The organism is Streptomyces sp. NPDC005775 (assembly GCF_042871565.1).
In the GTDB taxonomy this organism is placed as follows: Bacteria; Actinomycetota; Actinomycetes; order Streptomycetales; family Streptomycetaceae; genus Streptomyces.
The window spans coordinates 24355-50698 of record NZ_JBIAIU010000021.1 but is presented as its reverse complement, the minus strand read 5'-3'; the positions used below and the strand labels follow the sequence as shown (position 1 = coordinate 50698).

At 68.2% G+C, this 26344-nt stretch carries 31 protein-coding genes and 3 pseudogenes; 19 read left to right on the top strand and 15 right to left on the bottom strand.

The features are described from left to right. The first annotated feature begins 345 nt into the window (after positions 1-345). Entirely contained in the window at positions 346-975 is a 630-nt protein-coding gene (locus ACFYPA_RS34625; RefSeq protein WP_389136481.1) for a class I SAM-dependent methyltransferase, read from the top strand. A 118-nt stretch (positions 976-1093) separates the two neighbouring features. Here the strand turns inward: ACFYPA_RS34625 and ACFYPA_RS34620 are convergent, their stop codons facing one another. After that, a complete protein-coding gene (locus ACFYPA_RS34620; RefSeq protein WP_389136561.1) occupies positions 1094-1717 on the bottom strand; it encodes a site-specific integrase in 624 nt (207 codons plus the stop codon). Positions 1718-1894: 177 nt separating this feature from the next. On the opposite strand from ACFYPA_RS34620, the gene ACFYPA_RS34615 reads away from it, so the two are divergent. After that, complete coding sequence (locus ACFYPA_RS34615; RefSeq protein ID WP_389136478.1) at positions 1895-2275, top strand: profilin; 381 nt, start codon at positions 1895-1897, stop codon at positions 2273-2275. A 257-nt stretch (positions 2276-2532) separates the two neighbouring features. Here ACFYPA_RS34615 and ACFYPA_RS34610 read toward each other — a convergent pair. Further along, positions 2533-3024 (bottom strand): annotated as a pseudogene (locus tag ACFYPA_RS34610) (ATP/GTP-binding protein); the annotation flags it as partial. Positions 3025-3161: 137 nt separating this feature from the next. Here ACFYPA_RS34610 and ACFYPA_RS34605 point away from each other — a divergent pair. Beyond that, positions 3162-3776 (top strand): GNAT family N-acetyltransferase, encoded by a 615-nt coding sequence (locus ACFYPA_RS34605; protein WP_389136475.1) that lies wholly within the window; start codon positions 3162-3164, stop codon positions 3774-3776. A 16-nt stretch (positions 3777-3792) separates the two neighbouring features. Here ACFYPA_RS34605 and ACFYPA_RS34600 read toward each other — a convergent pair whose 3' ends face one another. Beyond that, a complete protein-coding gene (locus ACFYPA_RS34600; RefSeq protein WP_389136472.1) occupies positions 3793-4377 on the bottom strand; it encodes a DUF6262 family protein in 585 nt (194 codons plus the stop codon). 116 nt (positions 4378-4493) lie between these two features. Here ACFYPA_RS34600 and ACFYPA_RS34595 point away from each other — a divergent pair, with 116 nt between their 5' ends. Then, positions 4494-4817: a hypothetical protein gene (locus tag ACFYPA_RS34595; RefSeq protein ID WP_389136470.1), complete on the top strand. Its 324-nt coding sequence runs from the start codon at positions 4494-4496 to the stop codon at positions 4815-4817. Positions 4818-4913: 96 nt separating this feature from the next. Here ACFYPA_RS34595 and ACFYPA_RS34590 read toward each other — a convergent pair whose 3' ends face one another. The 4 genes from ACFYPA_RS34590 to ACFYPA_RS34575 all read right to left on the bottom strand — a co-directional run bounded on the left by ACFYPA_RS34590 (position 4914) and on the right by ACFYPA_RS34575 (position 9054). Further along, positions 4914-6557 carry a tyrosine-type recombinase/integrase gene (locus tag ACFYPA_RS34590; protein ID WP_389136467.1) on the bottom strand — a complete coding sequence of 548 codons (1644 nt, stop codon included), beginning with the start codon at positions 6555-6557 and terminating at the stop codon, positions 4914-4916. Positions 6558-6753: 196 nt separating this feature from the next. Next, positions 6754-7008 (bottom strand): hypothetical protein, encoded by a 255-nt coding sequence (locus ACFYPA_RS34585; RefSeq protein WP_389136465.1) that lies wholly within the window; start codon positions 7006-7008, stop codon positions 6754-6756. After that, entirely contained in the window at positions 7008-8183 is a 1176-nt protein-coding gene (locus tag ACFYPA_RS34580) for a tyrosine-type recombinase/integrase (RefSeq protein WP_389136463.1), read from the bottom strand. The genes ACFYPA_RS34585 and ACFYPA_RS34580 overlap by 1 nt, the downstream gene beginning before the upstream one ends. Before the next feature lie 274 nt (positions 8184-8457). Then, the gene (locus ACFYPA_RS34575) at positions 8458-9054 is read right to left on the bottom strand and encodes a hypothetical protein (RefSeq protein WP_389136460.1); all 597 of its coding nucleotides are present in this window, start codon (positions 9052-9054) and stop codon (positions 8458-8460) included. 221 nt (positions 9055-9275) lie between these two features. Here ACFYPA_RS34575 and ACFYPA_RS34570 point away from each other — a divergent pair, with 221 nt between their 5' ends. Continuing rightward, positions 9276-9557, top strand: coding sequence for a hypothetical protein (locus tag ACFYPA_RS34570; RefSeq protein ID WP_389136458.1), 282 nt, complete (start codon positions 9276-9278; stop codon positions 9555-9557). 53 nt (positions 9558-9610) lie between these two features. Then, positions 9611-10060: pseudogene (locus ACFYPA_RS34565) on the top strand (transposase); the annotation flags it as partial. Here the strand turns inward: ACFYPA_RS34565 and ACFYPA_RS34560 are convergent. Together ACFYPA_RS34560 and ACFYPA_RS34555 are read right to left on the bottom strand one after the other, a co-directional pair. After that, positions 10052-10873 (bottom strand): hypothetical protein, encoded by an 822-nt coding sequence (locus ACFYPA_RS34560; protein WP_389136455.1) that lies wholly within the window; start codon positions 10871-10873, stop codon positions 10052-10054. The pseudogene ACFYPA_RS34565 and the gene ACFYPA_RS34560 sit on opposite strands and share 9 nt — an antisense overlap. Next, entirely contained in the window at positions 10870-11202 is a 333-nt protein-coding gene (locus ACFYPA_RS34555; RefSeq protein WP_359083154.1) for a helix-turn-helix transcriptional regulator, read from the bottom strand. The genes ACFYPA_RS34560 and ACFYPA_RS34555 overlap by 4 nt, the downstream gene beginning before the upstream one ends. Positions 11203-11470: 268 nt before the next feature. On the opposite strand from ACFYPA_RS34555, the gene ACFYPA_RS34550 reads away from it, so the two are divergent. From ACFYPA_RS34550 to tpg, 3 genes are all read left to right on the top strand, one after another. Then, positions 11471-12094 carry a hypothetical protein gene (locus ACFYPA_RS34550; RefSeq protein ID WP_389136452.1) on the top strand — a complete coding sequence of 208 codons (624 nt, stop codon included), beginning with the start codon at positions 11471-11473 and terminating at the stop codon, positions 12092-12094. 44 nt (positions 12095-12138) lie between these two features. Continuing rightward, positions 12139-12900 (top strand): transposase, encoded by a 762-nt coding sequence (locus ACFYPA_RS34545; RefSeq protein WP_389136449.1) that lies wholly within the window; start codon positions 12139-12141, stop codon positions 12898-12900. Positions 12901-12970: 70 nt separating this feature from the next. Next, a complete protein-coding gene (gene tpg / locus ACFYPA_RS34540; protein ID WP_389136446.1) occupies positions 12971-13273 on the top strand; it encodes a telomere-protecting terminal protein Tpg in 303 nt (100 codons plus the stop codon). Positions 13274-13459: 186 nt separating this feature from the next. Here tpg and ACFYPA_RS34535 read toward each other — a convergent pair whose 3' ends face one another. Together ACFYPA_RS34535 and ACFYPA_RS34530 are read right to left on the bottom strand one after the other, a co-directional pair. Next, complete coding sequence (locus tag ACFYPA_RS34535) at positions 13460-14311, bottom strand: MarR family transcriptional regulator (protein WP_389136443.1); 852 nt, start codon at positions 14309-14311, stop codon at positions 13460-13462. An 839-nt stretch (positions 14312-15150) separates the two neighbouring features. Next, on the bottom strand, positions 15151-15657 hold the full coding sequence (locus ACFYPA_RS34530; RefSeq protein WP_389136440.1) for a MarR family winged helix-turn-helix transcriptional regulator: 507 nt from the start codon (positions 15655-15657) through the stop codon (positions 15151-15153). 176 nt (positions 15658-15833) lie between these two features. On the opposite strand from ACFYPA_RS34530, the gene ACFYPA_RS34525 reads away from it, so the two are divergent. From ACFYPA_RS34525 to ACFYPA_RS34515, 3 genes are all read left to right on the top strand, one after another. Further along, positions 15834-16691 (top strand): alpha/beta fold hydrolase, encoded by an 858-nt coding sequence (locus ACFYPA_RS34525; protein WP_389136437.1) that lies wholly within the window; start codon positions 15834-15836, stop codon positions 16689-16691. Between the two features lie 199 nt (positions 16692-16890). After that, positions 16891-17121, top strand: a complete 231-nt coding sequence (locus tag ACFYPA_RS34520) for a hypothetical protein (RefSeq protein WP_389136434.1) — start codon at positions 16891-16893, stop codon at positions 17119-17121. Further along, positions 17111-17368 carry a hypothetical protein gene (locus tag ACFYPA_RS34515; RefSeq protein WP_389136432.1) on the top strand — a complete coding sequence of 86 codons (258 nt, stop codon included), beginning with the start codon at positions 17111-17113 and terminating at the stop codon, positions 17366-17368. The genes ACFYPA_RS34520 and ACFYPA_RS34515 overlap by 11 nt, the downstream gene beginning before the upstream one ends. Positions 17369-17591: 223 nt before the next feature. Here the strand turns inward: ACFYPA_RS34515 and ACFYPA_RS34510 are convergent, their stop codons facing one another. Then, positions 17592-17780 carry a hypothetical protein gene (locus ACFYPA_RS34510; RefSeq protein WP_389136429.1) on the bottom strand — a complete coding sequence of 63 codons (189 nt, stop codon included), beginning with the start codon at positions 17778-17780 and terminating at the stop codon, positions 17592-17594. 7 nt (positions 17781-17787) lie between these two features. On the opposite strand from ACFYPA_RS34510, the gene ACFYPA_RS34505 reads away from it, so the two are divergent. After that, positions 17788-18093, top strand: a complete 306-nt coding sequence (locus ACFYPA_RS34505; protein ID WP_389136426.1) for a restriction endonuclease — start codon at positions 17788-17790, stop codon at positions 18091-18093. A 616-nt stretch (positions 18094-18709) separates the two neighbouring features. Next, complete coding sequence (gene cutA / locus ACFYPA_RS34500) at positions 18710-19033, top strand: divalent-cation tolerance protein CutA (RefSeq protein WP_389136423.1); 324 nt, start codon at positions 18710-18712, stop codon at positions 19031-19033. Here the strand turns inward: cutA and ACFYPA_RS34495 are convergent. Next, the gene (locus ACFYPA_RS34495) at positions 19030-20007 is read right to left on the bottom strand and encodes an XRE family transcriptional regulator (protein WP_389136558.1); all 978 of its coding nucleotides are present in this window, start codon (positions 20005-20007) and stop codon (positions 19030-19032) included. The two genes, cutA and ACFYPA_RS34495, sit on opposite strands and share 4 nt — an antisense overlap. Positions 20008-20103: 96 nt before the next feature. Next, positions 20104-20343: pseudogene (locus ACFYPA_RS34490) on the bottom strand (XRE family transcriptional regulator); the annotation flags it as partial. A gap of 216 nt (positions 20344-20559) precedes the next feature. Here ACFYPA_RS34490 and ACFYPA_RS34485 point away from each other — a divergent pair. The 4 genes from ACFYPA_RS34485 to ACFYPA_RS34470 all read left to right on the top strand — a co-directional run bounded on the left by ACFYPA_RS34485 (position 20560) and on the right by ACFYPA_RS34470 (position 24185). Further along, positions 20560-21096, top strand: a complete 537-nt coding sequence (locus ACFYPA_RS34485) for a hypothetical protein (RefSeq protein ID WP_389136421.1) — start codon at positions 20560-20562, stop codon at positions 21094-21096. Further along, positions 21089-21610 carry an ATP-binding protein gene (locus ACFYPA_RS34480; protein ID WP_389136418.1) on the top strand — a complete coding sequence of 174 codons (522 nt, stop codon included), beginning with the start codon at positions 21089-21091 and terminating at the stop codon, positions 21608-21610. The genes ACFYPA_RS34485 and ACFYPA_RS34480 overlap by 8 nt, the downstream gene beginning before the upstream one ends. A 298-nt stretch (positions 21611-21908) precedes the next feature. Next, positions 21909-23222, top strand: a complete 1314-nt coding sequence (locus tag ACFYPA_RS34475) for a radical SAM protein (RefSeq protein ID WP_389136416.1) — start codon at positions 21909-21911, stop codon at positions 23220-23222. Positions 23223-23384: 162 nt separating this feature from the next. Further along, positions 23385-24185, top strand: a complete 801-nt coding sequence (locus ACFYPA_RS34470) for a phosphotransferase family protein (RefSeq protein WP_389136413.1) — start codon at positions 23385-23387, stop codon at positions 24183-24185. 72 nt (positions 24186-24257) lie between these two features. On the opposite strand, the gene ACFYPA_RS34465 is transcribed toward ACFYPA_RS34470, so the two are convergent. Then, complete coding sequence (locus ACFYPA_RS34465) at positions 24258-24431, bottom strand: hypothetical protein (protein ID WP_389136410.1); 174 nt, start codon at positions 24429-24431, stop codon at positions 24258-24260. A gap of 243 nt (positions 24432-24674) precedes the next feature. On the opposite strand from ACFYPA_RS34465, the gene ACFYPA_RS34460 reads away from it, so the two are divergent. After that, on the top strand, positions 24675-26324 hold the full coding sequence (locus tag ACFYPA_RS34460) for an ISL3 family transposase (RefSeq protein WP_389136408.1): 1650 nt from the start codon (positions 24675-24677) through the stop codon (positions 26322-26324). Positions 26325-26344: the final 20 nt, after the last annotated feature.

Genomic DNA, 26344 nt, shown 5'->3' with positions numbered 1-26344 from the left:
AGAGCACCGAGGCCGCAGCGGTGTACGTCCGACGGCCCGCGCCGGCGGGGTGGTGCAGAAGCTGGGGGTCGTCGAGCGATTCTCGTAGGCCCAGTACCAGGAGAACTTTGCCGCTGGGGGGATCCCAGTACGACTGGAACCAGCCCTGCTCGATGGTGTGGAGGCCCAGCGCAACGCGGGTGACGGGGGGACGGCCTCCACGTGGTTGCAGTCGTAGCAGAACAGGCCTTCTCCGAACTACCGAGGCGTCCCGTGATCCGGTGATGGAACGATCAGTCCCGAGGGGAAGGGCTGGTGTGGGGCCGGGGAACGGCTGCGAACGGCGCGGGTGTTAGTTTCCTGCCCGTGTTAAAACACCAGGATGAGACCAGGGCGGCCTACGACGGGGTCGTCGAGCTGTACGCGTCGATGTTCGCTAATCGGTTGGAGACGCAGCCGTTCGCGCGGAACATGATCGGCACCTTCGCCGAGCTCGTGCGTGGCACGGGGAACCTGCGGGCCGCCGACGTCGGGTGCGGACCCGGGCATCTGACAGCCATGCTGCACGACTTGGGGCTGGACTCCTTCGGGCTCGACCTCTCCCCGGCTATGGTCGCCCACGCCCGGCGGGCCCATCCGACGCTGCGGTTCGACGAAGCGCGAATGGAGGCCCTGCCGGTCGAGGACGGCGCGCTCGGCGGAGTGCTGGCCCACTACTCGATGATCCATACCCCACCTGGAGAATTGCCCGCACTGCTGGCCGAACAGGTGCGTGTCCTGACGCCAGGGGGTCTGCTCCTGGTGTCCTTCTTCGGGACCGAGGGGCCGGAGCCGGTCCGCTTCGATCATAAGGTGGCGCCCGCCTATAGCTGGCCGGCGGAGCAGTTTGCCGAGTTGCTGGCCGGTGTCGGCCTTGTCACGGTGGCTCGGTTGCTCCACGACCCAGCGTCCGAGCGGGGCTTCCTCGACACCCACTTGCTGGCCCGCCGCCCGTAGAGCGTGGCCCGGCCTGGGTCGGGATGGTGTAGATCATCCGCGTGGATGAAGCTCGTCCGAAGCGCCGCGTTCTGTGCCGGCGTCCACTGAGCCTCGCCGGAAGTGACGACCGTCCAGGTCACGAAGGCTCCGGCGGTGTGGCCACTGCAGTGGTGTGAGCAACGATCTCCCGGAAGGTGGGAATTCCCAGGTCGACGGACTCCTGCTGCCGGGAGATCTGCACGTCGAGCTGGCTGAGTTTCTCCTCGGCGCCAGCCAGGCTGATCTGGAGACCTTCGACCTCGCCGAGCCAGCCTTCCGTCTCGGCTTCGGTGACTCGGGCGATCAAGTTGTCGCAGATCTCGGCAAGCCGTGCCCGTTGTGCCGGGTCAGGTCGGAGGAGTGAGCATCTGACGCAAGCGTGTTCATGAATGCATGGGGTTCCGAAGGCGCGTGCGCAGGTACCGATGGACACCTTCCGTTTCTCGGAGTGGGCGAGGAAGGCGTCCCACTCCTCGTTCGTCGGGGTCCGGTATTCCTCGCTGGGACGAAGCGATCGACGACGGGCGATGAACGCGCGGTGGGCTTCGATGGCGTCCGCCGGGTAGATGGCGTTGTAGCCCATCGTGGTGTTGATGTCGGAGTGACCTGCGAGGACCTGCGCGATATGGGGCGGCAGGCCGCTGCGGATTGCGTCAGTGATGAAGATCCTTCGGAAGTCGTGCGGAGCGAAGTCAAGGGGCTGGCCCGGCGGTGCAGCAATGACCGGTGGCCGGTGCCGGGTCGGGCGACGTTCGCCCTCTTCCTGGCGAGTGATAGTTCGTCAGGTTCAAGCCATAGATCGTCGTATCACGACGGTGGGCACCCGATTGGGGGGAGGGTGTCGGGGTTCGTGGTCCGCACCGGGCGACTCGCGCGGTGCACAAGGAAGGGATGCGTCATGTCCTGGCAGACATATGTGGATGAGCACCTCGTAAAGTCGGGCGCTTGCACTGCGGGGGCCATCATCGGCTTCGACGGGACCACATGGGCCCAGAGCGCCGGGTTCGCGCTCAAGGTTGGTGAGGGGCAGGCGATCGTCGCGTTGTTCCAGAATCCGGCTGACGTGTTCCCCAGGGGCGTCACCGTCGCTGGCGTGAAGTACATGGGGGTCAAGGGCGAGGAACGTTCGATCCACGGCAAGAAGGGTGCCACTGGCGTCGGCCTGGGCAAGACGAACCAGTGCATCGTCATCGGCTACTACAACGAGACGCGGCAGCCGGGCAACGCGGCTGTGGCCGTGCAAAGCTTGACCGACCACCTCCTGGCCAACGGCCAGTAGCGCCAGGCCAGACATGGTGCGCCCCGTCGCTTGTCATGGCAGGCGACGGGGCTGTTTGTCGTCTTGAATCGGGCCTGTCTCAGGGTGTCGTTTCGTGGGGGTGTAGTTGAGGTGCAGGCGTTGTTGTGTGCTGGGGTTCTCCCGTTTTCGTTGAGAGTTTTTCCGTGTCCCTCGTGTGGTCCGTCTTCTAAAGGGACGGTGTGTGTTTTCCCTGGTCACAGCGTTGTGTGGCGTGAGGTTGTCGGACGGCTCGGGGGTTACCGGTGGGGTGTGGTGGGCCGGTTCGGGGTGGGGCGGTGGTGGGTTTCGGCGAGGTGGTCCAAGCGGATCGCTTCGAGGGTGGTTTTGGTGATGCGTTCGGTTCCGTCGCTGATGGCGGTGATGGCTGCTTGGCGGATCAGGCGGGTCAGGCTCCCGATGCGTCCTGCGGTCCGCTGGTGGAGGTAGGCGGCGTGGCGGGGGAGTGTGCCCGGCTGGTGTGCCCGTAGATCGAGTGCTGCTTCCACGCCCGTGAGGAGCTCGCGGAAGGGTTCGTTTTTCCCGAGGCGTGCGGGGAATGCTCCGCACTCCACCAGGGAGGCCCGCCCGGCGAGTTGTGCTCCGCGTACTCCGGAGAACAGGGCGGTGGTGGTGACGTCGATGCCCGCGTATACGAAGGTCGCGCGGGCGCGTTCGGTGAGGTCTTTGAGGAGGTCGGCGGTTTCCGCGCCGGTGGTGGTGCGGGGGTTGAGGCGGTGGATTTCGTCGATTTTACCGACCGCAGGAGCTCGGATACCGGCTCTGAACTGCGACGATTCATAGACTACATGTTCGCGACGGTGAGTCGGGGGCGAACGTCGTGGTCTCTCCTGGCTCGCGGTTGTGTCCGCCGTTGTGGACGGGGATCGTGGTCCTCGGCGTCGCCGGCATTGTCACCGTGCCGAGCGTGCAGGTCGCCAAGCTGATGGCAGGCGCTTCAATGAAGTTGTCCGCTGAGGAACTCGTCGACGAGGACCGCTTGCGCGAGGTGTTGCCGGTCCTCGACGTTCTTGGTCCTGCGTCCCTGTTCTATCTCGATCGCGCCGGCTTCCTGCCTGCGCGAGGAGCCGCCGCTGTCGAGACGGTAGTGTGCGGCGATGATGAGCTGGCCGTACTCCTGGTTCGTGCTGGTGAAGAGGACGCCGGGGAAGCCGGCCTGGAAGACATCACCTCTCCCGCATTCGTCCTCCGCGAGGGTGACGACGTGGTTGCCGCGGCGGGCTATCAAGTCTGGCCGCAGTCGGTGGCTCACCTAAGTGTGCTGGTTGCGCCGGGGCATCGAGGCCGAGGGCTGGCGCGGGTCGTGGCGTCTGCGGCGGTGGCGCATGCACGTGACGCCGGGCTGCTTCCGCAATGGCGAGCACGGCCGCATCCGTCGAGGCGTGTGGCACTCGCGCTCGGTTTCCGGGAGTTGGGTTCTCAGCTCAGCGTCCGCCTCGGCGACGCGGTCGCACCGGCCTTGGCCGGGGAGACCGCTGTCTGAATTCGGCCGAGGTGGCTCAGCGCTCCGTTGAGTCGATGATCTGGGCTTCGAGGTCGGCCATGCGGCGGTCCTGGAAGCGCAGGTTGGAGCGGGCGGCCTTGAGCCGTTCGTCGAGGGTGCGGTTGTCGGTGGTGAGTTGGCGGACGCGCTGTTTGAGGGTGGTGTTCTCGGCGGTGATCCGTTGGATGGCGTCCTGGGTCCATTCGGCTTCCAGGTCGCGTATCTGACCGAGGAGTTCGCCGATTCGGGTGCGCTGGGTGAGGATCTCGGCCTGGGCGGTCTTGAGGGCGTCCTCGGCGTTCAGCGCGCGTTCGCGCCAGGTTGCCTCGCGTTCGTCGTCGTGCTTGGTGAGTGTGCGGGACCGGCGTTCGCCGGCTTGGGTCATCGCCGTGGCTATGGCGGCTCTGGCCTCGGCGTTGTCGTAGAGGAAGGTGCGGGAGACGTCCGCTCGGCGGGCGACGGCGGCGACGCTGACCTGGGCTTTCTCGCGTCGGAGCCGGGTGATGGCCTGGTGGACGCGCTCAAGGGCGGCTTCGGTCTTGCTGCGGCGGGCGGCCAGGGCCGCCGCGGTGCGGGGCTCAGGAGTGGTGGCGGTGTTCATGCAGCGTCCTGTTCGGGTTCGTCGCCGTCGGCTGTGTACGTATCGCTGTACTCGCCCGGCTCGTCGTTGCTCGCGTCGGCGAGGTCGGTGGCGCGGAAGGCGGTGGACCACACGCGGTGGAAGTAGTCCTGGGGTTTGCGCAGGTCCAGGGCGAGGGCGTCATCGAGGAGGCCGAGGCCGGCCAGGGCCTTCTCCAGGCCGTCGATGGCGCGGGCGGTGGGCTCGAAGTAGCGGTGGAGGTAGTCGGCGGTCGCGTCATCGGGGGCACCCTCGGCCAGCAGTTGCCACTGCTCACGCTTGCGCCGCCAATACAGCAGGTCGGCGCCGGAGCGTACGAACTTGTCGCAGTTGTGGCAGTCGAGGTTCCAGGGGCAGGTGCCGCCGTCGACGACGGGCTGGAAAGTACAGAACCCGCCCTCGGCCGGGGTGCTGCGGCGTGACAGGTCGATCGCCAGAGCCTGTGCCTGCTGGCGGGTGAGCGGGGTGGTCTCCCCGGCCAGGAGTTCGCCGGGATGGCCGGGACCGGGACCGGCGACTCAGACGTGCTGGAGCACGTTCTCCAGATCGGAGCTGGTCAGATGGACGTAGTGCTCCGCCATCCGATCACTGACCTGTCCCAGATATCGGCGGATGTGGGTCAGGGTGGCGCCGTGCCGCAACAGGCTGGTGGCCAGGGTATGACGGGCCTGATGGGGGACGTAGTGGCCGAGGTCCATGGCGTCCACCCAGGGCCTAAACCGGCTGTAGAACCACTGGTGGGTCAGCGCCACCGTCCCGTCGTGGCTGCGGTAAGTCGTGGGGAACAGGGCCAGCCCGGCGCGTTGGGTTCCGGTCGGCCGGTAGCCGTAGCGGGCGGTGAAGCGGTCCAGGGTCTTGCGCTGGCGCTCGGCGAGGATCTCGTAGAGGCGTTCGGGTATGCGGATCGCGGCGTCGTAGTTGCCGACCTTGGTCTGGTCGTGCCAGAACATCGCGAGCCCGCCGTAGCGGCCCATGCAGTCCCACCGCACCTTGATCACTTCGCCGATGCGGCGGCCGGTGGTGACGGTCGTCTCCCAGATGTCACGGGCCCCGTTGTCATTGAGGTCATAAGTGGTGGCGAGCTCTGCAAGGCTGGCTTCGGCGGCCAGCGCCTGGGCGACCTCGTCAGGGAAGGGACGGCGTGCGGTCCTGCCCGTGGTGGCACCGGCCGTGGGGAACCCGATGATGAACTCCCTGTCCAGGCCCAGTTTGTCGGCGACGCCGGTGTCCAACGCGTCACGCAGCAGCTTGCGGATCGCGTTGAACACCACCGACCGGGTGGTCGTGGTCACGATGCCTGCGGCCCCGCCGGGCCGTTTGACCGCCAGCGATTCCAGGCCCTCGCGTTCACGGTGACGTTGATCGGCGACGAACCGCTGGGCCTGCTCACCTCGAAGGACGGCGGGGTCATGACCACCGTCCGGAGCCTCAAGCTCCAGGAACACTCCCAGCTCCAGCGCTGCCCGACGATAGCCGTCGAACGGGCCACCCGATCTCGGGCAGCGTGGCGACTGCAGTAGATCAGCCAGATAGTCCCAGGTCAGGTCCCGCAACCAGCGCTGCGGGATACTCGTCAGGTCGAAATGGCTCATGCGATGCGGGAACAGCACCCCGAAGTGTTCGGTTTCCAGGAAGCCGGCATCCTTGGCTTCGGCCGGAGTGAAATAGACGAGTCTCAGCTCGTGCAGGATCTCCTTGGCGATCGCTCCGGTGAACCCGGGCGAACCGCCGGCCCCGAACTCGAAGTCGACCAGCGAGTTCACCTCCAGCGTGCGGCATGTGGCCACCAGCGACCGGATCCAGCCCAGATCCCACCGGCTGGGCCTCGCCCGGCGGGTGTGGACGAACAGTCCCCACTGGATCTCGGCTCGCACCAGGGGCCGCAGCCCGCGCAGATTGATCTGCCCCGGCCACGGATGCGCGGGAACGGCAGCGCACCAGCTTCGGAATGCCGCCTGGTCGCCGTACTCGATCGGGACCGTCTTCCCGAACTTCTCGTATCGCTGCCACCAATTGGCCGGCATCGCGGCCCCGCCGGGCCTGTCGTCACGGCGGTAGTGGCTGCCGTGCCACGAGCACAGCCCCAGCGGGGAGTCGGCCAGATCCAGGCAGACGAACGCGCCGCAGGGCCCGTAGCCGGGGCACGGCTGTTCGCCGCTCACCCAGGCGGCGAAGGAGTCGCTGTCATCTCCCTCCTTCTTGAGCGTGACCCACCGGCTCAGGTGCCGCTGGCAAAGCCGCAGTTCACTGTGTGCCGCAGGCCGTCCAGGGCAGATCCGGCAGAGGGCAGCTTCCGCTCCGACGTGCCTCTCCAACCCTTTGGCGGCGGCCACGAAGGCGGCTCGGCCCACCCCGCGCTCACTGCCACAGGTCCACTGCCGTTGGTGCTCCGAGCACAGGTCCGACCCGCCTGTCCGGGTGCGTTCGCAGCTGGGCGACGGTGCACTCCCACCGGTAGATCGCGTGCCCACGCGGGATCTTGATCACGTCTGGGCGGTAGACCGGGTCGAAGGACGGGCCGCCGATCAGCGTGGTCAGGATCTCCAGCCGGTCGCGGCCGACCCGGTCCGGGCGCTCGTCGAACAGCGGCCGAAGGTACTCCTGCCGCCTCATCACGCCTCACCCCAGACCGCGCGCAGTGCGGCGTCGAACACCGGGTCGTGGACGTCGACATGTTCGTAGACCTCATCGACCATCGCGGCTGACGCCCAGCCGCCGGCGTCCCGGGCGATCAGCGTGTTGCCGTTCGCGGCGTCGAGAACCGCGGAAGTGAACGTGTGCCGGAAGGCGTGGGGTTTCACGAGTCCCAGGCCAGCGCGTTTCCCGGCCCGGCCGAGCATCCGGCGGGCCCCGACCGGTGCCCACGGCTGCCCGGCGTCGGCGCCGTGCAGCGGGACCAGGAGCATGCCGTGCCCGGCGCCGCGTGGGTACTCGGTGGTGACGTACTCGAAGTAGGAGTGCACCATCGCCGGGCTGACCCGCTTGATCAGCCCGCCGGTCACGGTGCCGTGTTCGACCCGCCAGTCGTGCTTGGTCTTCGCCTCGGCCCGGTTCGGGTTTCCCTGCCGGTGGCAGACGTGCAGGTGAGGGGTGCGGCACTCGCCGCAGGCCGCGTTCTCGCGCAGATGCAGGTCGACCAGGAGCAGCCCGCAGAGTTCACCAATCCGCAGTCCGCCGTCCGCGAGCCAGTCGACGACCAGCCGGTCCCGGGCCGCGTTCACCGTGACCAGCAGCTTCTCCCTCGCGCCGTCCGGGAGCATCTTCGGATGCCGACGGTGCGGCCCCGAGGGTGCGAGCGGGTTGGCGGCCAGTGAGGACTTCACATGCCCGAGGAAGGAGCGACGCCGGTCCACCCGCGACGGAAGCCGGGACGTATCGAGCTTCTTGCCGAGCTCGCCGTTCACGCCAAGGGAGGACTGGTGCAGGTAGAAGCCCTTCAGGCAAGCCGCCGCGGTCGACAGCGCGGACCGCCCGTAGGGGCGCTTGCCGACCCGCCACGGCTCGCCGAGCGGCATGCGGACCTCGGCACCCATGATGCCCATGTACCGCTCAAGATCCCGCAGTTGGACCGTGCCGAAGGCCAGGCATTCGCGCTCCAGCCACCGCAGATGGTCCACCAGCAGATACGCGTACGTCCTCTGCGTGCCCGAACCCTCATGCAGACGCAGGAACCGGTCCGCCTCCGCGTGGACTATCCCCTCGGGCCACACGACCGTCCACGACCGTCGTCCGTCCCTCCGCTCGATCTGCTGAACCCTCAGGTCCCCGACCACCACGTGCCGTGCCACTCGTCCTCCGTACCGACTCCAGAACATGACAGACGCCCCGGACACGGTCGGTAAACAAGCCCAGGACGTGCTGGTCACAGTCCCAGACGGACATCACGGGCAGAACTACGGGCGGTCGGTAAAGTCGACCAAAACCAGGTCCGTGCGGGCCTCGATGAGCACCTGACAGGCGGCGCTGGTGACATCGATGGTGTTGTGTGTCGGCGTACTCATGTGAGTGCTCCACCAAGTACGGAGATACGTGCGCCAGCAGGGAGGCCGTGAGCCAGTCACGTCATCGCGTGGGCATGGCGGTGGCAGGAAGGTGAACCTCCAGGATGACAGCAGTGCCGGCCACGGTTCGGTCCTCGTGCATGGTGATCTGCTGGCCAGGCTGGACGTGCATCCAGTGGGCGGGAGTCAGGGGAACGAGGCGAACCGTGGCTCGCCCGCCGGGCTCCAGAATGGGCATGCTCTCAACCCAGATCGCGGCGATGCTGACCGCACGTCCACCGGTGGGTGAGAGGTGTCCGATGTTCCACATGGGTCGCAGGACACCGGCGCCGGAGATTGGCGTCGTGCGTCGTGCCTCGGCGGCAGGTCGGAGCGTCAGATCCGCCCGGATCACGCCGTTGCGGATCTCGGAGCACCGCCAATGGCACCAGGCCGCGCTCCGCTCCATACGGAGTTGCTCAGCCGCTTCGCCGAGCTTCTCCCAGAACGCCAGAGGGAGCGAGCGGGCGTCCCCGAGCTCCTCCAGCAGGCCCAGGGCCATCTCCCACTCGTCATGGACGAGGTAGTCCCAGATGTCTCGCACCGTGCAGTCGTTCTCGGTGGCGGTCTCTTCCGGAACCAGCAGGGAAGCTGATTCGAGCAGTTCAGGGACGTCCATGTGCTCATTGTCGACCACACGAACTATTAGGCTGGGCTTTCCTGGTCTCGCTCAATGGCGGCGAGCCGGTTCTTGAGCCGGTCGCTGGGGCCGTTGATGGAGATGACGTCGCAGTGTGCTTGCCCCGCCTGCGTGAGCTGGGCTTTTCGTTCCCTGAGTGAGAGAGCGGGTGTGGCTGAACTGCCGCCCTGGATGTCAATGCCGGCTGCTTACATGAGCCCATGGACACCGTGCACACGACCGCCGACCTCCTCCCGGGCCCCGCCGAGCTCCGCGCGCACCTGCGCGCGCTGGCCGTGCTGGACCAGGCGATCTGCCGCGACCCGCGGTTCTCCCGCTACTCCTTCTCCACCACCTGGGGGCCTGGGACGGAGGCGGCCTTGATGGACAACGGCTCAGGTGACGACTTCTCCGTCCTCTTCACCCCGGCCGATGTGCTCGTCCGCGGCTTCGACCACGAGTCGGAGATGAGCCCGTACGGCACGGACGACAAACAGGTCTGACCCGGTGTCATCGACGAGGTGCCCGCCGCGCTGCGCCCGCTCCTGGACGAGCCCACTGTCGGCCGCTGGTTTTCGCCCTCACCGCTGGACAGGCCGGCGACGCGCCTGCTTTCCCTGACGTGATGGCTCAACTTCGCGTTCCTCGCCCGCACGGGCGGCCCCGGGCCAGGCCGGACACGGTTCTGGCCGACAAGGCGTACTCCTCACGCGCCATTCGTGAGCACTTGCGCAAGCGCGGCATCCGGGCCGTGATCCCCGTCCCGGCCGGCCAACGGGGCCACCGGCTGCGGCGCGGCAGCCAAGGCGGTAGACCCCCGGCCTTCGACCGCGAGGCATACAGACAACGCAACACCGTCGAGCGATGCATCAACCGCTTGAAGCAATGGCGCGGTATCGCCACCCGCTACGAGAAGACCGCCACGATTTATCTGGCCGGACTCCACGTCGCGGGCATCTTCCTGGGGTCAGCCCGCCGATCCAACGAACCAGCCTTTTCAGGTGGTGACAGGGAGCCGCCCGCGAGACAGGCGCCCGACTCCCCAGGCGAAGAAGAGGGCTGTGATGACGATGGCGGCTCCGATCGGAGAGCCGGTCGCTGTCGTTGCCCATGGTGCGTCGGCCAGCAGGATGGCGAGGATGTGCCGGGGACGGACGTCGGGGGCCGCTGTGCGGAGGGCGATCACCAGCATGACAGGACCCAGTTGCTGGACCAGTCCGAGAGAGAAGTCGCCGTCGCTGGAGATGGCCGCACAGAGAGAAGGCAGCCAGGTGATGACGGCGAAGGCCAGGGCCAGTCGGCGGTCGTTTCTTCCTGGAGAGACCGCCGCAGGCATCACCGTCACCAGGGCCAGCAGCGGGACCAGCCAGGCAGACCCCTGGCACCCTGCGAGCAGTGCCACGACGGACAGGGCCGCCAAGACCCTGGCCATCGACCAGCGCCCCAGACAGGCCATCGCCCCGGCCGCCAGCACAGCCACGTACACCGCTGCGCCGGGGAGGGTCACGCCCGCCGCACCCCCGTCACGTATGGCTCCTGCCACGGCGGTCGTCAGTCCGGTAGCGGCGATCGACCCGGCGGCAGCAAGGGCGTACGGGGCGGTAGCCACCAGGAAGCGGCCGGCCCGCTGGCCGGAGCCGGTGCACGTCCGTACCCGCACCGCGTGGGCCGCGATGTTCAGCTGCTCCAGGCGTCCCGCAGCCGCTGAGGCGCCCTCGGTGGCATCCCGGTACATCTGCAGGATTTCGGCGCCATGGCTTGTCCGGTAACGGCGTGGGTAGAGCGACAGGACGCGGGGGGAGTGCTGGGTGGCGTTCATGCGGGGGTTCCCGTCGGTTCGATGGTGGCTTGCTTGAGGCGTCGGGTGGCCTCGCGAGCGTTGGCGGTGATGCGCCGGACCTCTGCGGCGAGGGTGTCCCGTCCGGTGCGGGTGAGCGCATACGTGCGCCGGAGCCGCCCCTCGACCCGCTCCTCCGAGAAGACCTCAATCACGCCTTCCTCCTGAAGGCGTTCAAGAGACCCGTAGAGCGTCCCGGTGCGCAGTCGTACGCGGCCCTGAGAAATCGTCAGAACCTCCTGAGCGAGCCCATAGCCGTGTCGGGGTTTGTCGGCCAGTGCAGTGAGGATGAGCAAGGTCGGTTCCTGCATGGATCTACGGTCAGCCATACGCACCACCATAGTACGTTCACCTGACTATTGAACACTGTCGTATCGCCCGGGAAGCGAGTACGCGTGCTCACTTGGGGTTCACTGCCGGGGCCGCCTGTCTGACCGGAGTTACACCCCGGGCACCTCCCCAAGCCCCCACCGCACGATGATCCAAACGAAACTGCCTAAGGGTTGTCCCGTAACTGGACGGCGCCCCCTTGCCGATCCCGGATCGGACCGTGTCGGTGGCTGGTGACAGGATCGAGGGGTGCTGATCAAGGGATACGACGTCGGCCCATTGGTGCCGGGCGAGTCACTGCTGGTCCAGCCGGGCTTCTGGTCGAACTACCTCTTGGCGATGTGCAGCAGCGGGGGGTATGCCGAGCGCCCGGTGCCGGAGTGGTTCGGTGAGGACGGCGCCGATGTCGATGCCCTGTCTGAGATTCTCTTCGATCCTGAGTACTGGCCAGTGTTCAGGGTGCCGGCAGAAGACGGTCCCGGAGCCGTGGTGATCTACCGCAACCTGGGTGGCGATTACGGCACCGACTACCTCCTCACCCATCCAGGCAGAAGCTACGCCGAGCCGGTCGCCAGTTGGGACGGAGATTTCTCGGGCACTGGGCTGACATGGCGCGAACTGATCCGGACTTCTGACAGCCTGTCCGTTGCGGACGAAGGAGTCCAGGACACGGCCACCCGCTTCCTGCTGCTGCTTCCCCTCCTCGCCGACCCGGATGTGCCGGAAACGGCACCGGCAAGGCTTATCGCCGCCCTGACTGCAATCGGCGCGCCGCAAGACACTGTCTCCCTCGCGGCGGAGCATCTGCTGGCTCACCTTACGAGGAGACCCCGACACGACCCCGCGTGGGCCTCTCCGCTGAGTGGCAGTTGAGAGGTGGGCCATACCGCTGATCACACCCGTGGAAAGATCTTGGTATGGCTGGGGTGATCACGGCGTCGGAATCTTCCTTGATAGCTCCGTTCTCCGGGCTGAGTACTCGCGCCTTAGGGAAGCTGGTGACGGTTCTGCGGCGCCAGGGTGCGGACGCGGTCCGCAAGGGCCGGCCGTGGAGCCTTCCGTTGGAGGACCGGGCCCTGCTGGTCGCGGTCTACTGGCGCACGAACCTCACGATGCGCCAACTGGCTCCACTGTTCGGGGTGTCCAAGTCGGCCGCGGACCGGATCATCGACCACCTCGGGCCGATGCTCGCCCTCCAGCCCCGTAAGCGGTTCGCGAAGGACGCGGTGCTGATCGTCGACGGCACCCTGGTGCCCACCCGCGATCACGCCGTCGCCGAGCAGTCGAAGAACTACCGGTATTCCACCAACCACCAGATCGTCGTCGACGCCGACACCCGCCTCGTCGTGGTCGTCGGCAAGCCCTTGCCCGGCAACCGTAACGACTGCAAGGCGTGGGAGGAGTCCGGTGCGAAGGCCGTCGTCGGGCCGGCCGTGACCATCGCCGACGGTGGCTATCCGGGCACCGGACTCGTGATGCCCCATCGACGCCGCAAGGGCGAGGAACTGCCCGGCTGGAAGCAGGCCCACAACAACAAGCAGGTCCGCGCCCGCGTCGAGCACGTCTTCGCCCGCATGAAGACCTGGAAGATCCTCCGCGACTGCCGCCTTAAAGGTGATGGCGTCCACCACGCGATGCTCGGCATCGCACGGATGCACAACCTCACCCTCGCCGGATAGACCACCCGCTGGACAGCAGCCCACCATGCCCGAAGCCACTCAGAGATCATTTACGGGACAGCCCTTAGCCGTGGGTGAGGACCATGCCCGTGACCGGTTCACCGGCTCCGCGCTTGGCGGTCCCGGCCGGGGTGGGCTCGAGTCCGCCGGGGGCAGGACCGACGATGCCCGGATCCGGGACATCACCCAGGCCCTGCCGCCCCAGTGGGCTGACCAGCTTTTCAGCGCACGGGAGCAGGGTGCCAACGAGGACCAGCTCTGGCAGATCGCGGCTGACGGCCTCGCACAGATGTACTTCCGCGCCAACAACAGCCGCGCGCATGGGTTGGGCGTGGAGTTCACCGACGTAGAGCGGCTCAACATCGAGCTGTAGAGCGGCCCGCGTAAGATGCCTGGTCCCCGGCATTGTTGAGCCGAAGCACGGCAGTTGTCACATAGGCAGACTTGGTGTCACCTACGCGGTTGCCGTTGGATGCATGCTGTGACGGAAACGCGATAGAGGGCCCTTGCGCCCGCCAGGGCGTTTCCGATCACGGAGCTCTGTGGCAATTTCCGTGTGTCACTGCGAGCCTGTGGCCACCAGGGTCGCGGTGATGGGTTCGAGGCTGGTGATCAGTTCGTCGAGTTCGGCGGGGGACAGGGCGTCGTAGGGCGGGATGGCGAGTTCGTCAGTGAGGGTTTCGATGTGTTGTTTGGTCGCACGGCCCGCGTCGGTGAAGTGGCCGTCGGTGTCGACGAGTCCGCGTTCGCGCATGCCGCCCATGACCGCGGCCAGGCGCTCTTTCGGCAGGTGATGGATGCGTCCGAACGACTCCGGGGGGTGGAGGCCCTGCTCCAGAGCGGAGAGCACGTGGGCCTCCGTACCGCCGATGCGCGCGCCGACGAGAGCGGCGATGTGCCCGTCGCCGCGGTGCTCGCGCAGCATGGTCGCGGAATGCCACAGCCGGGCGACGGGGTCGCTGGGTACCTCAAGGGTGCGTATGCCGGCGTACATCACCCGGCCTTCGATAGGGGCGCTCGTCGCGGCCTTGGTCGTCAGGTCCGCGGCGCGCACCAAACCCGGGGACCCGGCCAGCTCGTCACCGAGGATGCGCCGTAGGGAGGCCGCGCTGCCCCGTTCCCGCGCGGCGACGGAGGCCTCGGGCGAGATCGTCTCCCAGACGCTGGGGATGTGCCGTGCGGCTTCCCCGTCGGCGAAGTTGTAGAAGGCTGCGTGCACGACGTGGGCCGGCACCCGCCCCAGGGGTGCGGCGCGGCTGGCGAAGTAGCCGTCCCAGTAGGTGCGGTGACCGAGTGCGGCCAGTTCCTCGTTGCACTCGTCCGCGAGGAACGTGACCAGGCAGATCGGCTCCAGGAGCTCGAACATGCGACGTGCGAGGTGAGTCCTCGGATGCAAGCCCGTCTCGCCCATGGGGTTCTCCCTTCGTCAGGTGTGCCGACTTGGACCGTCCGGGACACCAGAACTCATCGGCGACCGAAAGGGAGGAGTGCGGAAGGGTTGGCGTCTGCGCAGCTGTGTAAGCGAGAGCGGCCAGGTTCAGCCTGGTGACAGAAGACTGCCGAACGAGCGCCTGTGACAAAAGTCTGATGCCTCACGTGTGACAACCGGGCTGCCTCGGCCGTCCCCATTCACCAAATTCACCAACTCAGCCGGTCCCGCTGGTGACAACTCCTGAGCTTCGGCTCACCGGTGGGAACGGCTCTGCCACAGCGTGGCGGGAAACGCGGACGAGCCGACAGCTGGTGCTGTCGGCTCGTTGCTGCGGTCTCGGAGCCAACCAGGGCCCGCATGGTGTCCCTGATCAACCTGGTTGGAATTGCGCGGCGGTGCAGGGGCTTAGGCACGCTGTACTGAGCTCGTCATGCAGTGGGCACCCCGCCCGTCAGTCCCGTCAGTCGATTTCGCGGCGAACGCCGTCCCTTCCCCCTAAAAAACCGCCGGTCAGTAGCCGTAGTGTGCGGTCCAACTCGTTATCTGGGGCGGCTGGGTTCGTTGTCAAACGCCTGAGTTGGATGTCATAAATACCTGTCCTGTGTCAGCGAACCTGGACCGCGTGCCACTGAAGGTGGACCGACGCCGGTTGGTGACAGTGAAGATGGACCGCCGCAGGTCAGTCATCCTGGCGCAGGAGCGAAACGCTTCAGTTCCGGCAGCATCGTCACCCCAGGGGATTCAGCGTGGCTCTCCGCCGGTGGACAGATCCGGCTTCGGGGGCTGTCGCCAGCTCTCCATTGGACGAGGGGTGAGTTTCAGCATTCCGTCTCGTCGGGCGCGAAGACTTCGCGCTGGGCGGTCTGCGCGACGCGGGCGAGCAGTGTCCGCAGTTGCTCGGTGTCCTTGGGGTCGAGGTCGGTCAGGAGGCGTGCTTCGGCGGCGCCGAGGCTGTGTCGTACTTCCGTGAGACGGGCGCGTCCGGTGTCGGTGATGAGGACCTGGCGGGCGCGTCGGTCGCGTGGGTCCGGCTTGCGGGTCACCAGATTGTGGGCCTGGAGGTCGTCGAGGAGGTAGGTCATCACGGTGCGATCGAGGCTCACCTCCTTAGCCAGGGCGAGCTGGGAGGGCGGCTCGCTGCCACCGGCCAGTGCCATGAGGACCAGGTAGCCGCGGGCTCCGCCGGGCAGGTCCGCGACGGAGTCGGTGGCGACGCGGCGGAATGCTGCGGAGACCATGCGGATCGCCCAGCCCAGGTCGGTGTCCAGCGCCAGAGGTTCTGTCTCGGCGCGCGGCTTCTTGTTCTCGGACATGGATGCGCTCACCCGCCTACCGTACTACATGCGCTCGGCGACAGATGTTCTTGCATGCAGAACATCTGCCATGCATAGTTGAATGCGGAAAGGCGCCGTTAGATCCGTACCGCGCGCCGAGAGCGCCGCGGTACGGCCCTCCCCTCCATACACCTGCTGACCCTTGCCTCGATGAATGGACCACTGTCATGAGCACCGCCGACTGGCATCCCGACGGCTTTTCCGTGCAGCAGATCGTCACCAACAACACCCGCCTGGCAGTCGCGGTCGGCGGCAGTGGCCCGGTTCTGGTCCTGCTTCACGGCTGGCCCCAGACCTCACGCGCCTGGGCCCGCGTCATGCCGGCCCTCGCCCAGAACCACACCGTCGTCGTACCCGACCTGCGCGGCACCGGCGACAGCGACCGGCCCGAACGCGGCTACGCCAAGACCAACCAGGCCGACGACATACGCGGCATCCTCACCGCCCTGAACCTCACCGGGCCCGTGGCCGTGGCCGGCCACGACATCGGCTCCATGGTCGCCTTCGCTTGGGCCGCCGCCCACCCCGAGGACATCTCCCACCTGATTCTGGTCGACGCCCCCCTGCCCGGCCTCGATCTGGAAGAGGTCATGAACGTCGCAGAGGGCGGCATGTGGCACTTCGGCTTCTTCATGACCCCCCGCATTCCCGAAATGCTCTTCGACGGCCACGAACTGGAGTTCTTCACCGCCACGTTCACGGCCATGTCCACCCCGGGCACCTTCAGCGATCACGACCTCGCCACCTACGCCCGGGCGTACACCGGTCGCGAGCGGCTGCGCGGCGGGTTTGAGCACTACCGCACCCTCCTGGACGACGGCCGCGAGAACCGAGCTCTCCTCGCCGAGCGGAAGCTGCCCATGCCCGTGCTCGCCATCGGCTCCACCCGGTCCGGAACCTCCACCGCTCAGGCCCTTGCCCACCACGCCGACAGCGTCCGGGGCGCACTCGCCCCGACCGGGCACTTCGTCGCCGAGGAAGACCCCGACTGGTTCATTAAGACGGTGACCGCATTCCTCACGTGACCTCCGCCCGCCACCGCCGGTGAGCTCGACCAACGCAAGCAGCAGTACCTCTTGGCTGTCTCCCTGCAGAGCGGATCCCAGAAGCCCCAGGCGTAGCCCACGTGCGGTGTCAGGCACCGGTTCGTCCGTACCGGGGCCCGGGGAGCTGCCCCGGCGCTACCGTGGTGACACACACCAGATGACAGCCCAGGAGCCCCGGATGAGCCAGCAGCCGGCCCCCGCGCCCGCCCGACAGCCCCTCGATGAGCACGCCGCCGAAGCGGCCCGCGCGTACGCGGCCGCGGAGCGCGCCAAGACGGACGTCCTCGCCACGGTCCTGGAGGAGATCGCCGCCAACGGCTACCCGGCGCCCGAGTCCGGCGTGCCGTGGGAGACCGCCCGGGACGCCCACCTCGCCCGTCTCGCGGACGAGCAGCCGCGTGTCGCCTGAGCACGGCGCGCGCCGCTCGCGCGTCATCATGGTGGAGCCCGCGCTCACCCAGCTCGCCAAGCTCACCGCGTCCGAGACGCACCGCCTGGACCGCGCGATCGTCGCCATCAGCGTCAACCCGGAGCTGGGCACCGAGGTACCCGGCACCCTGCTGCGCGACTACGCGGACGAGGTCGACGGAGTCCGCGTGATCTTCTTCGTCACCGCCTTGAGGACGATCACGATCGTGGCGTACGTCGAAGCCTGATCAAGAAGAGCAGCGCCCCGGATCCGCTTGGGTCCGGGGCGCTGCTGTGTCTGCTGCTCGGGTTGCTGCTGGATGTGTTCGTGGGTGCCGGAGAGCGATGACATTTCGAAGGCCGACCCGGGCGCCGCACGGCTGCTGCACGGGTAGCAGTCCGCGCTGCACGCAGCAGCGTCGCCGCGCAGCAAACGGTTGTTCGTCTGCTGCACGGCGACGCTGCAAGGGATCAGCCGGTGGTGCCGGTGGCCCACTGCTCCAATTCGCCGACCGGCTTCGCCAGCAGGGTGCGCCGACGGGACTGGGCGGTCGCCCGGCTCTCCAGGTGCATCGCCGTGGCGAGGTCGGCGTGCGAGATGTCCCGGGCGGCGGGCTGGCGCAGGGAGGCGTCCCGTACGGCCTCCAGCCGCTCCAGCAACCCGGTGGTGCCCTCGATAGCGGCCGCGAGCTCACTGGTGCTCGCGCGGCCCGTACACCGCGAGGACGGTGACCGGGGCTCGGCAGTCGGGACCCCGGACCTCCAGCGGGTCAACGGATGCGCCCGCCAGCTCTACGGCGCCGACGTGGTCCTGGTCATCACCAACGGCCGGTTCTCCACACGCTGCGCGCCATTGGCCGCGCAGCTGCACATGCACCTGGCCGACCGGCGGACCGTGGCGACCTGGGCCAGCGGCGGACGCCCGCTATGGGAGCTCTTGCCGAAGATCCCGGCACCTCGCAAGGGCAGATAGCCCAGTCACGGCCGGCCGCCTAAGAAACAGAACAGCCCGGGGACTCTCTTCGCCCAGGGCCCTCCGTCCGGAGATCTCCCGGTACGGGGTGCACTGCTGTCCGGGCAACCCGGGGGACGGGGTCAGGCTGCAGCGATCAGGGCGCCGGGCCGGGTGTCCTCGGCCCACTGGAGGAGGAGACGCCCGTACTCCTTGGCGCGCTGCTCCTCATCGTGTTCCTCGTCTATCAGCCGGCGGATCCTTGCGTTGACCCGGGCGACGACTGGGCGCAGCCGGCTGTGAGACCAGGAAGCAGGGGGGTGGCCCGTCGGGGTACCGGATGCCCTTCTTCAGTTCCTGCTCGACCTGGGCCCGGGGCTGGTCGGTCGCCTTGGCGTACGCGGTGATTGCCTCGCGCACGCGTATCGAGGTTTCGACGGCCAGTCGACCCTCTTGCTGCTCGGTCCAGGCCTGTCGTTGGAGTTCAATGAGTACGTCTGTGAGTTCGATTGCCGCGGGTGGGAGTCGTATTCGCATACCGGTCTGCGATACGGGGGGATGCGTCCCCCACCTGCAATTACGCCTGGGTGGATGAAGCGGCCTCTGGACTTGGCGTGGTCTGGTTAGGCTCGCGGCCATGACTGAATACGTGCAGGTCTCAACAGCCACGGAGACGAAGCAGCAGGCGATCGACCTTGCAGGCCCTGCGGTTCAGAAGAAGCTCGCCGCGGGTGCCCAGATCATCGGGCCGGTAACGAGCGTGTTCTGGCACCTGGGCAAGTACGGCACGGGTGAGGAGTGGCAAGTCCTCCTCAAGACGACGGCCGGCCGGTACCCGGAGCTGGAGGCGTACCTCCTCGCAGGGCACCCCTGGGACAACCCCGAGGTCTGCGCTGTACCGATCACCCAGGGGGCTGACCGCTGTCTCCAGTGGGTCAGGGACTCGGTGGAGGGGCCCTAGCTGTCCACGTACTCCAGCAGTTCGCGGACCTGCGGGGTGTCCGAGTGGGGGCGCAGACGGTCAAGCAGGGGTGCAATGCGCTGCCGCGGCCGGACGGAGGCGACGTCGACCGAGAGCTGAAGGGAGCGGGCGGTCGTCTCGGCCGCCTGCTCGATCTCACCGGCGGTCAGGTAGGCGTCGGCGAGCCACGTGAGGTAGAGCGCTTTGTCGCGGGCGTGGTCGTCGGCGTAGCGGTTGAGCGCGTTGGTGAGGATGGGGACCGCGCGCAGGGGGCGGCGGAGCTCGGTCCAGCAGCGGCCGGTCATGATGTCCAGTTCGTTGTGGTCGACCCACGCGGACCAGCCCGGTTGCGGCTCCTCGGGCTGCGCGTCGTCGAGTGCTTGGCGGGCGGCGGCGAGGGCGCGTTCAGTGCCAATGGCCTGGCCGTTGACGGCGCAGGCCCACGCCAGCCGTTCGTGGAGGAGGGCCCGGACCGTAGCGGGTGTCCGGTCGGTGATGGTCACGCAGGAGTCCTCGGCGAAGGTCGCGGCGGTGCGCCGGTTGTCCGCGAGGGTCTTGTAGGCGAGGAACGCGAGGCTGTTGCCGTAGAGGTCGGAGTCCTGCGCGTCCTGCGCTGCGGTCCCGCTCTCCTCGTAGAACGCCACGGCGTCTTGGGTCCGGCCGCCGTCGAACGCGGCCCAGCCGGCTTGCTGCGCCTGTTCGGCGAGGAGCGCGGTGAGGCGGCGCCGGCTTTCGGGGGTGAAAGTGCTCCGGCCGAGGAGGTCCTTTGTGTACTGGACCTCACCAAGGTAGACGCGGTAGGTGTCGCCGCCGCCCAGGACTTCGTCCAGGCGTCGCAGGCGGGCAGTGCGCTCCTGGAGGCTGGCCACGTAGGCGTTGGTGATGTGCTGGGCAGCCCGTGGCCGGTGGAGGGTGGGGAGGGCAGCGGCGAGCCCGCCGGTGCCTGCGGCTCTGAGTAGGGTTCGGCGGCGCACGTGCATGGGTCCGTTCTCTGCGTGGGGCGTTCCAGCAGGAGCGTCGGCCGTCTCCCAGGGGCGGGGAGCGAGACCTACTAGGTACCCGGGGACGCGTAGCGCGTCCGCGATCTGCACGACCTTCTCGAACGATGTAATTCGCCCTTGCCCGCGTGCAAGGATCCCGACCCTGTCGGGCTTGATGTCGCACGCTGCGGCGATTTTGGAGTAGCTGATCCCGGCCCGCTCGCGGGCGATCCGGAATACCACCCCGAAGTCGTGTGCACCTAAGGCGCGTTGCACGTCATCGTCGTCGAGTAGATCGCCCGGGAGGACCGTTGGTGGCTGGTAGGTCATGCGGCACGCCTCCTGCTGTCGCGAGTGTGCACGGTGATCGGAAACGGTGCCTACCCATCGTGGGTATACCCCCGCCAGGGACGCGGGCGTTTCGCACGAACGCCACCCTCGAACGCGAAAGCCCCGGGGGCGGTGACGCCCACCGGCCCGGGGCGACGACTGATGAGGAGTCGCCGTGTTCGAGCGTATCCAGAGAACCCCCGTCGAGTTGACGCCATGAAGCAAGCGGCTGACGGAGTGGTCAACCTTCGACGAGAGCGGGAGCTCGCGGCCGGTCACTGGCTGCTATCCACCTCCTCGGACATGAAGCAGAGCCGTTCGGACTGGAGGGACAAGGGCGCGACGTGGTTGCAGCCCGGCGTCCTGTTCGGGGCGGTGATGGTTCCAGGGCGCCTGGTGCACGGGGCGCTCGGCCTCGCCGGGCCGGACGCGTGCGCGCGCCCCCTGGCCGAGCACCTCGAAGGCGGTCCACTGTTCTGCAGCCCCGGTGTCTTCGGCCAGGAGGGCTCATACACGGCGCTCGTCTCGGCGCCCATCGCGATGTCGTGGCGTACCCGCGGCTCCATATGCCACCACTACCGTGCGGTAATCCTGATCCCCTCCCCGCACCTCACCGAGCCCGAGGCCGAACGGCCGTGGTGGGCGGTGCCGCTCGAGGGCCCCGGTGTGCTGTGCCGGGCGCAGCCGCTGTCGGCGCTCGCCATCGCGGGCCGCCGCGCTGCCGTCCGGCTGGGCGGCGGGATCTATGTCTGAGGTCTTCGCCGGTTCCGTGAAGGACGCGACGACGTCGCCTGAGCTACGGGACGCTGCCGACGCTCTCCCGGGCGGTGTGAGGCGGCCGTCGATCTCGGAGCTGCGCCTCGCGGATGACCGGCCCGCGTACACCATCACGCTGCCGAGGCTCGCCGAGTGCGCGCGTGACGCGCGGCGCTTGGTGTCCTCGGCGCTCGGCTGCTGGGGTCTGGGCTGTGTCGAGGGCGAGGCGCACCTCCTCGTCACCGAGCTGATGTCGAACGCGGTCGCCCACGCGCGGCGGGCGAACGTGCGGGTCACCGTGACGCGGCTCGATGTGCTCGCCGTGCGGATCGCGGTGACGGACATGTCTACGACCCTGCCGAGTCCTCGGGAGGCGGACGGACAGGACGAGTCCGGCCGAGGTCTCGCGATCATCGAGTCGGTGACTCGAGGCCGTTGGGGCGCAGGTCTCCTGCCCTGGGGCAAGTGCGTCTGGACCGAACTCGACGCCACCAGGAGGGCGGCGCTGTGACCGACACCGGCCGCCAGGTCGTCTACATCCTCTTTCTCTTCGCCCTCCTGGTGGCGCTCGTCGTCGGTATCGCCCGGGGATAGCTGTGGCGACGACGACGTTGGCCATCGGCCTGTGCTGGCGCTGCGGCGCCGACGACGTGCCCGTTGCATGGCTCGGCCCGGTCCAGAGCCAGGACCACGGATGCGCCCCGTTCCACGCCTGCGAGCCGTGCGTGAGGCGGCTGGAGGCCCTGATCTACGCGTACAACAGCCGCGGCGCTGGCGCCGCATCGGTTCGACCAACGGTGGAGGTTCTGATGACGACAACGACCAGCACCCGGGCAGAGGCGGACTCAGTGCCCAGACTCGTGGCGAGCCCGTTCCTCGCGCAACACCTACTCCTCCGGCCGGGCCGGGCGTCCGGTGTGCGTATCCCGGAGGCACGGTACGAGGAGCTGGCGACCGCTGTTCGGGAGGGCCTGCCGGTCCCGGCCTGGGTGGCCGACGCGGCGGGACAGGCGTGGGGCATGGACGTCCCGGCCTGCCCAGCAGGGGACGTTCTCCTCGTGCGTGAGCGGTCCGCATACGGGTACGCCCGAGCATCGTGGGAGATCAACCTCGGGTGTGACTACGACTGCGACTTCTGTTACCTCCCCGACAAGGTGTTCGCCGGCCTCCGCTGGGAGGGGAAGCAACGCCTGCTCCGGGTCATGCAGAAGGCCGGCGTCTTGTGGTTGCAGATCACTGGCGGCGAGGCTCTGATCGATAAGCAGTTCGCCGCCGCGTACGTCTACGCGCACCAGCTCGGGATGATGGTCCAGGTCTCCACCAATGGGTCGTCGCTCCGGAAGCCGCCGATCCGGGACCTGTTCGCCCGCCACCGGCCGTACCGGCTGACGGTCAGCGTCTATGGGGCGACCGCCGAGACGTACGACCGCGTGACGAAGAACCGTGGCGCGTTCGGCCGGTGGATCACGGGCCTGGACGCCGCGCGGGAGGACGGTCTGCCGGTGCGGCTGAACGTGATCGTCTCGGACGACAACGCGCACGAGGTCGACGCGATGGCGGCGCTGGCCGCGTCGTACGGCTTCCATCACGAGGTGTTCACGAACATGTCGCCCACGATCGACGGCGGCGCGAACCCTCTCGCCTCACAGTCCCTCGCCGATCTCAAACCGCGAAGCGTCTTCACCGGGTGCAACGCTGGGCGGACGTTCTTCCACGTGAACCCGCACGGCGTCGCGTCGGTATGCAAGGTCGGCCGGGACCCGAACGTGAACCTCGTCACCGAGGGCGTTGACGCCCTGACCCGACTCGGCGTGATCGCCGAGTCCCTACAGCTTCGCACCGGTGGATGCTCTGGCTGCACGAAGGTCGGCGCGTGTCGCACGTGTCGACCGCTGGCCACCTCTACCAGGAGGCGGGGGACCGTCGAGAGCTCTACTGTCAACATGGAGGTTACGGATCATGACTCCGCACACCGCAACGCTCGCCCCGACGTCTCGGCCCGTGCCGGTTACCATCGGCCGACGTCCCACCGGGCCGGTCGGCGCCCTGCCCGTACCGCTCCCTCCCGCGATGATCGGGGCCGACGAGTTCCAGATCATCGCCGACCTGGACACGGCCGCTGAGGGGGCCGAGTGCTCCTGCTCGGCCGGTGACGACCAGCCCTACTAGACCCGGGCGGGCGACGCCCGCATCCCGGTTGATAGACCCTGTGATGCCGCCCCGGCCGTACCCTGGCTAGGGCGGCATCTCCCATTCCCAAGGACCCCAAGGACCCGCGCGTGTCGATGAGCCGTATCCCCTTCGAGCAGCTCCCCGGCGACGTCCGCCAAGCGGTGGCCGATAAGACGGGTGACGTGCACCAGGCCGTCACTGTGGCCGGCGGAATGAATTCCGGCATCGCCTCTGTCCTGGAGACGGACGGTGGCAGCGTGTTCGTGAAGGGCATCCCCGTGGACCATCCGCAGGTGGGCGCACAGCGGCGGGAGGCGGCCGTCGCGCCGCACCTACCGGCGTCCTGCCCGCGCCTGTACTGGCACCTGGAGCTAGACGGCTGGAGCCTCCTCGGATACGAGGTGATCGAGGGTCGGCACGCCGACTACGCGCCCGGGTCCGCTGACCTCCCGCTCGTGGAGGCCGCGCTCGCGGAGCTGCAAGGGGTGACGGCCCCGGCCGGCGTTCAGATCAAGGACGCGGTGGACCGGTGGGAGGACTACGCGCCTCCGGGCACGCTGCACCTGTTCGCGGGGACGACGCTGTTGCATACCGACTTCGCGCCGGACAACGTCCTCGTCATCAAGGGCCGGGCGCGGCTCGTGGACTGGGCGTGGCCGACGCGTGGGGCGGCCTGGATCGATCCGGGAGCCCTGGCGCTGCGCCTGATGGAGGCCGGGCACTCGGCGGACTCCGCGCTCTCCTATGCGGCGCGCTTTCCCTCCTGGCGCGCCGCGTCGTCGGAGGCTCGCAGCGCGCTCGGCCGAGCGACGGCCGCACTGTGGCGGGAGATCGCCGACGAGGACCGCGCCGAGTGGAAGCAGGCGATGGCGGGGCAGGCGGCGGCCCTCGCCGACGCGCTCGTGTGCCGTTGACCCCGTGCAGGCGACTGCCCCGGCACCAGGCGACAGGGTGCCGGGGCAGTCGTCGCTCTGCCGCCCGGGGGGTTAGGCGGCGCTCGGGGCGCCTGGTACCTGGAGGACGCGGTGGAGGTCGGCCGTGACGAGGCGGAAGGCGCGGCCGGTCCGGATCACGGTGCACGGGAACTCTCCGGTGCGGGCGAGCTGGGATGCGAGGGTGCGGCCGGTGCCCAGGGCGCGGGTGGCGGTCTCGATGTCCATGCACAACGAGGACAGCCTCAACTGCGACTTCGGGGGAACAGTTCGCAGCCTTCAATACCAGTGGTTTGCGCCGTGCGCTGGCGGGTCCTGCCATTGCCTAAACCGACCGGCGGTCGGGTCGTGGGTCCGGTCGCCCCTGGCACCGGCTAGGCATGCCCACCAGACCGCGTAACCCGGCTGCGAAGGTTCCGGCGGTGCTGACTGTCCGCTGTCCACAGGCGGTTTCGGGCAGGTTCTTCAGCTGTGAACATCAACATGTGGCTGACAGTTCGGCCCGTGGAAGAAGTGGTGCTCGGGCTGGGGGAGTTGCTGTTTCCGTCAATCGCAGACGTGGTTGTGCTGTCGGTCGACGTGAACGACGAGGCGGTACGCATCGAGGCCCGAAGTACGGTGGTCGGGTCCGGTTGCCCTGGCTGCGGGAGCTGGTCTCGGCGCGTTCACAGGTCCTACCTGCGGTTTCCCGCTGATGTGCCCAATGGGGGCAGGCGGGTCGTCCTCTGTTTACGCGTCCGCCGGTTCCTCTGTCCGGTCATCTCCTGCGGGCACCGGACCTTCGCCGAGCAGATGTCGGGGCTGACTCGTCGATACGGCCGACGAACCGAGCGCCCGCGGTCGACGCTGGCCGCGGTCGGCCTCGCGCTCGCCGGTCGGGCCGGGGCCCGCATGGCGAAAGACTTCGGCTTGTCCGTCAGCCGCAGCACGGTACTTCGACTGGTCGAAGCCTTGCCCGACCCGGAAGTACCCGCCCCGCGCGTCGTCGGCGTCGATGAATACGCGACCCGCAAAGGCCACCACTATGGGACCGTCCTGGTCGACGTCGAAAGCCGGCGTCCGGTGGACCTGCTGCCCGACCGGGAAGCCTCCAGCCTGGCCGCTTGGCTCGCGAAGCGGCCAGGGGTCGAAGTGGTTTGCCGCGATCGGGCACCGTTCTTCGCCGAAGGCGCCACCGCCGGGGCGCCCCAGGCGGTGCAGGTGGCGGACAGGTGGCACCTCTGGCACAACCTGAGCGAGGCCGCCGAGCGTTGCGTCGCAGACCACCGCGGATGCCTGCGGGTCCTGGCGCCACATCCCACCCAGGCTGCCCCCGAGCCGGAGAAGTACGAAGACTCGTCCGGCTCGCCGTGGTCTCCCGGACATCGATTCGCCGACCGCACCCGCGACAAGCACGCGACCGTCCACGAACTGCTGGCAGGGGGGCTCAGCCGGAGGGCGATCGGCCGCCAGCTCCGCATGACCTCGCGCACCGTCAAGCTCTTCGCCGACGCAGCCACCCCGGAGGACCTCTTCCATGGGCAGTGGCAGGGCCGGCCGTCCAAGCTCGATGCGTTCAAGCCCTATCTGGACGACCGCTGGAACCAAGGCTGCACCAGCGCCTGGACAGTGTGGGAGGAAATTGTGCCACTCGGCTATCAGGGCAGCTACCAGCGGGTTCGCGCCTACTTCCGGGAGAAGGGGCTCTCTCCTGGCACCGTCACAGCTCGGCCATCGTCACCCCGCGTTGCCGCCGGATGGATCCTCCGGCGCCCCGAGACCCTCCCGGAGATCGACCACCTGCGACTCAAAGCCGTGCTGGCCAACTGCCCCGAACTCGACGCCCTCACCGGTCACGTCCGGTCCTTCGCCCAGATGCTCACCGAGCGCCAGGGCGAACGGCTGCCGCTGTGGCTCGACGCCGTCCGGCAAGACGACCTCCCCAGCCTCCACACCCTCGCAGCGGGCATTGAACGTGACCGTGATGCCGTCATCGCCGGTCTCACCCTGCCCTGGAACTCCGGGGTCGTTGAAGGACACGTCAACCGGATCAAGATGCTCAAACGCCAGACGTTCGGCCGGGCCGGCTTCGCTCTCCTGAGGAAGAGGTTCTTCTGGCCAGCTGACCACAACCACCCATAGGGTGCCGGGGACGAGAGAAG

Coding starts and splice junctions, on each gene's coding strand:
- ACFYPA_RS34615 (WP_389136478.1), top strand. CDS start 1,895: ATGTCCTGGCAGACATATGTGGATGAGCACCTCGTAAAGTCGGGCGCT.
- ACFYPA_RS34600 (WP_389136472.1), bottom strand. CDS start 4,377: ATGAACACCGCCACCACTCCTGAGCCCCGCACCGCGGCGGCCCTGGCC.
- ACFYPA_RS34585 (WP_389136465.1), bottom strand. CDS start 7,008: ATGAGGCGGCAGGAGTACCTTCGGCCGCTGTTCGACGAGCGCCCGGAC.
- ACFYPA_RS34575 (WP_389136460.1), bottom strand. CDS start 9,054: ATGGACGTCCCTGAACTGCTCGAATCAGCTTCCCTGCTGGTTCCGGAA.
- ACFYPA_RS34570 (WP_389136458.1), top strand. CDS start 9,276: ATGGACACCGTGCACACGACCGCCGACCTCCTCCCGGGCCCCGCCGAG.
- ACFYPA_RS34560 (WP_389136455.1), bottom strand. CDS start 10,873: ATGAACGCCACCCAGCACTCCCCCCGCGTCCTGTCGCTCTACCCACGC.
- ACFYPA_RS34555 (WP_359083154.1), bottom strand. CDS start 11,202: ATGCAGGAACCGACCTTGCTCATCCTCACTGCACTGGCCGACAAACCC.
- ACFYPA_RS34545 (WP_389136449.1), top strand. CDS start 12,139: ATGGCTGGGGTGATCACGGCGTCGGAATCTTCCTTGATAGCTCCGTTC.
- ACFYPA_RS34535 (WP_389136443.1), bottom strand. CDS start 14,311: ATGGGCGAGACGGGCTTGCATCCGAGGACTCACCTCGCACGTCGCATG.
- ACFYPA_RS34525 (WP_389136437.1), top strand. CDS start 15,834: ATGAGCACCGCCGACTGGCATCCCGACGGCTTTTCCGTGCAGCAGATC.
- ACFYPA_RS34520 (WP_389136434.1), top strand. CDS start 16,891: ATGAGCCAGCAGCCGGCCCCCGCGCCCGCCCGACAGCCCCTCGATGAG.
- cutA (WP_389136423.1), top strand. CDS start 18,710: ATGACTGAATACGTGCAGGTCTCAACAGCCACGGAGACGAAGCAGCAG.
- ACFYPA_RS34485 (WP_389136421.1), top strand. CDS start 20,560: ATGAAGCAAGCGGCTGACGGAGTGGTCAACCTTCGACGAGAGCGGGAG.
- ACFYPA_RS34480 (WP_389136418.1), top strand. CDS start 21,089: ATGTCTGAGGTCTTCGCCGGTTCCGTGAAGGACGCGACGACGTCGCCT.
- ACFYPA_RS34475 (WP_389136416.1), top strand. CDS start 21,909: ATGACGACAACGACCAGCACCCGGGCAGAGGCGGACTCAGTGCCCAGA.
- ACFYPA_RS34470 (WP_389136413.1), top strand. CDS start 23,385: ATGAGCCGTATCCCCTTCGAGCAGCTCCCCGGCGACGTCCGCCAAGCG.
- ACFYPA_RS34465 (WP_389136410.1), bottom strand. CDS start 24,431: ATGGACATCGAGACCGCCACCCGCGCCCTGGGCACCGGCCGCACCCTC.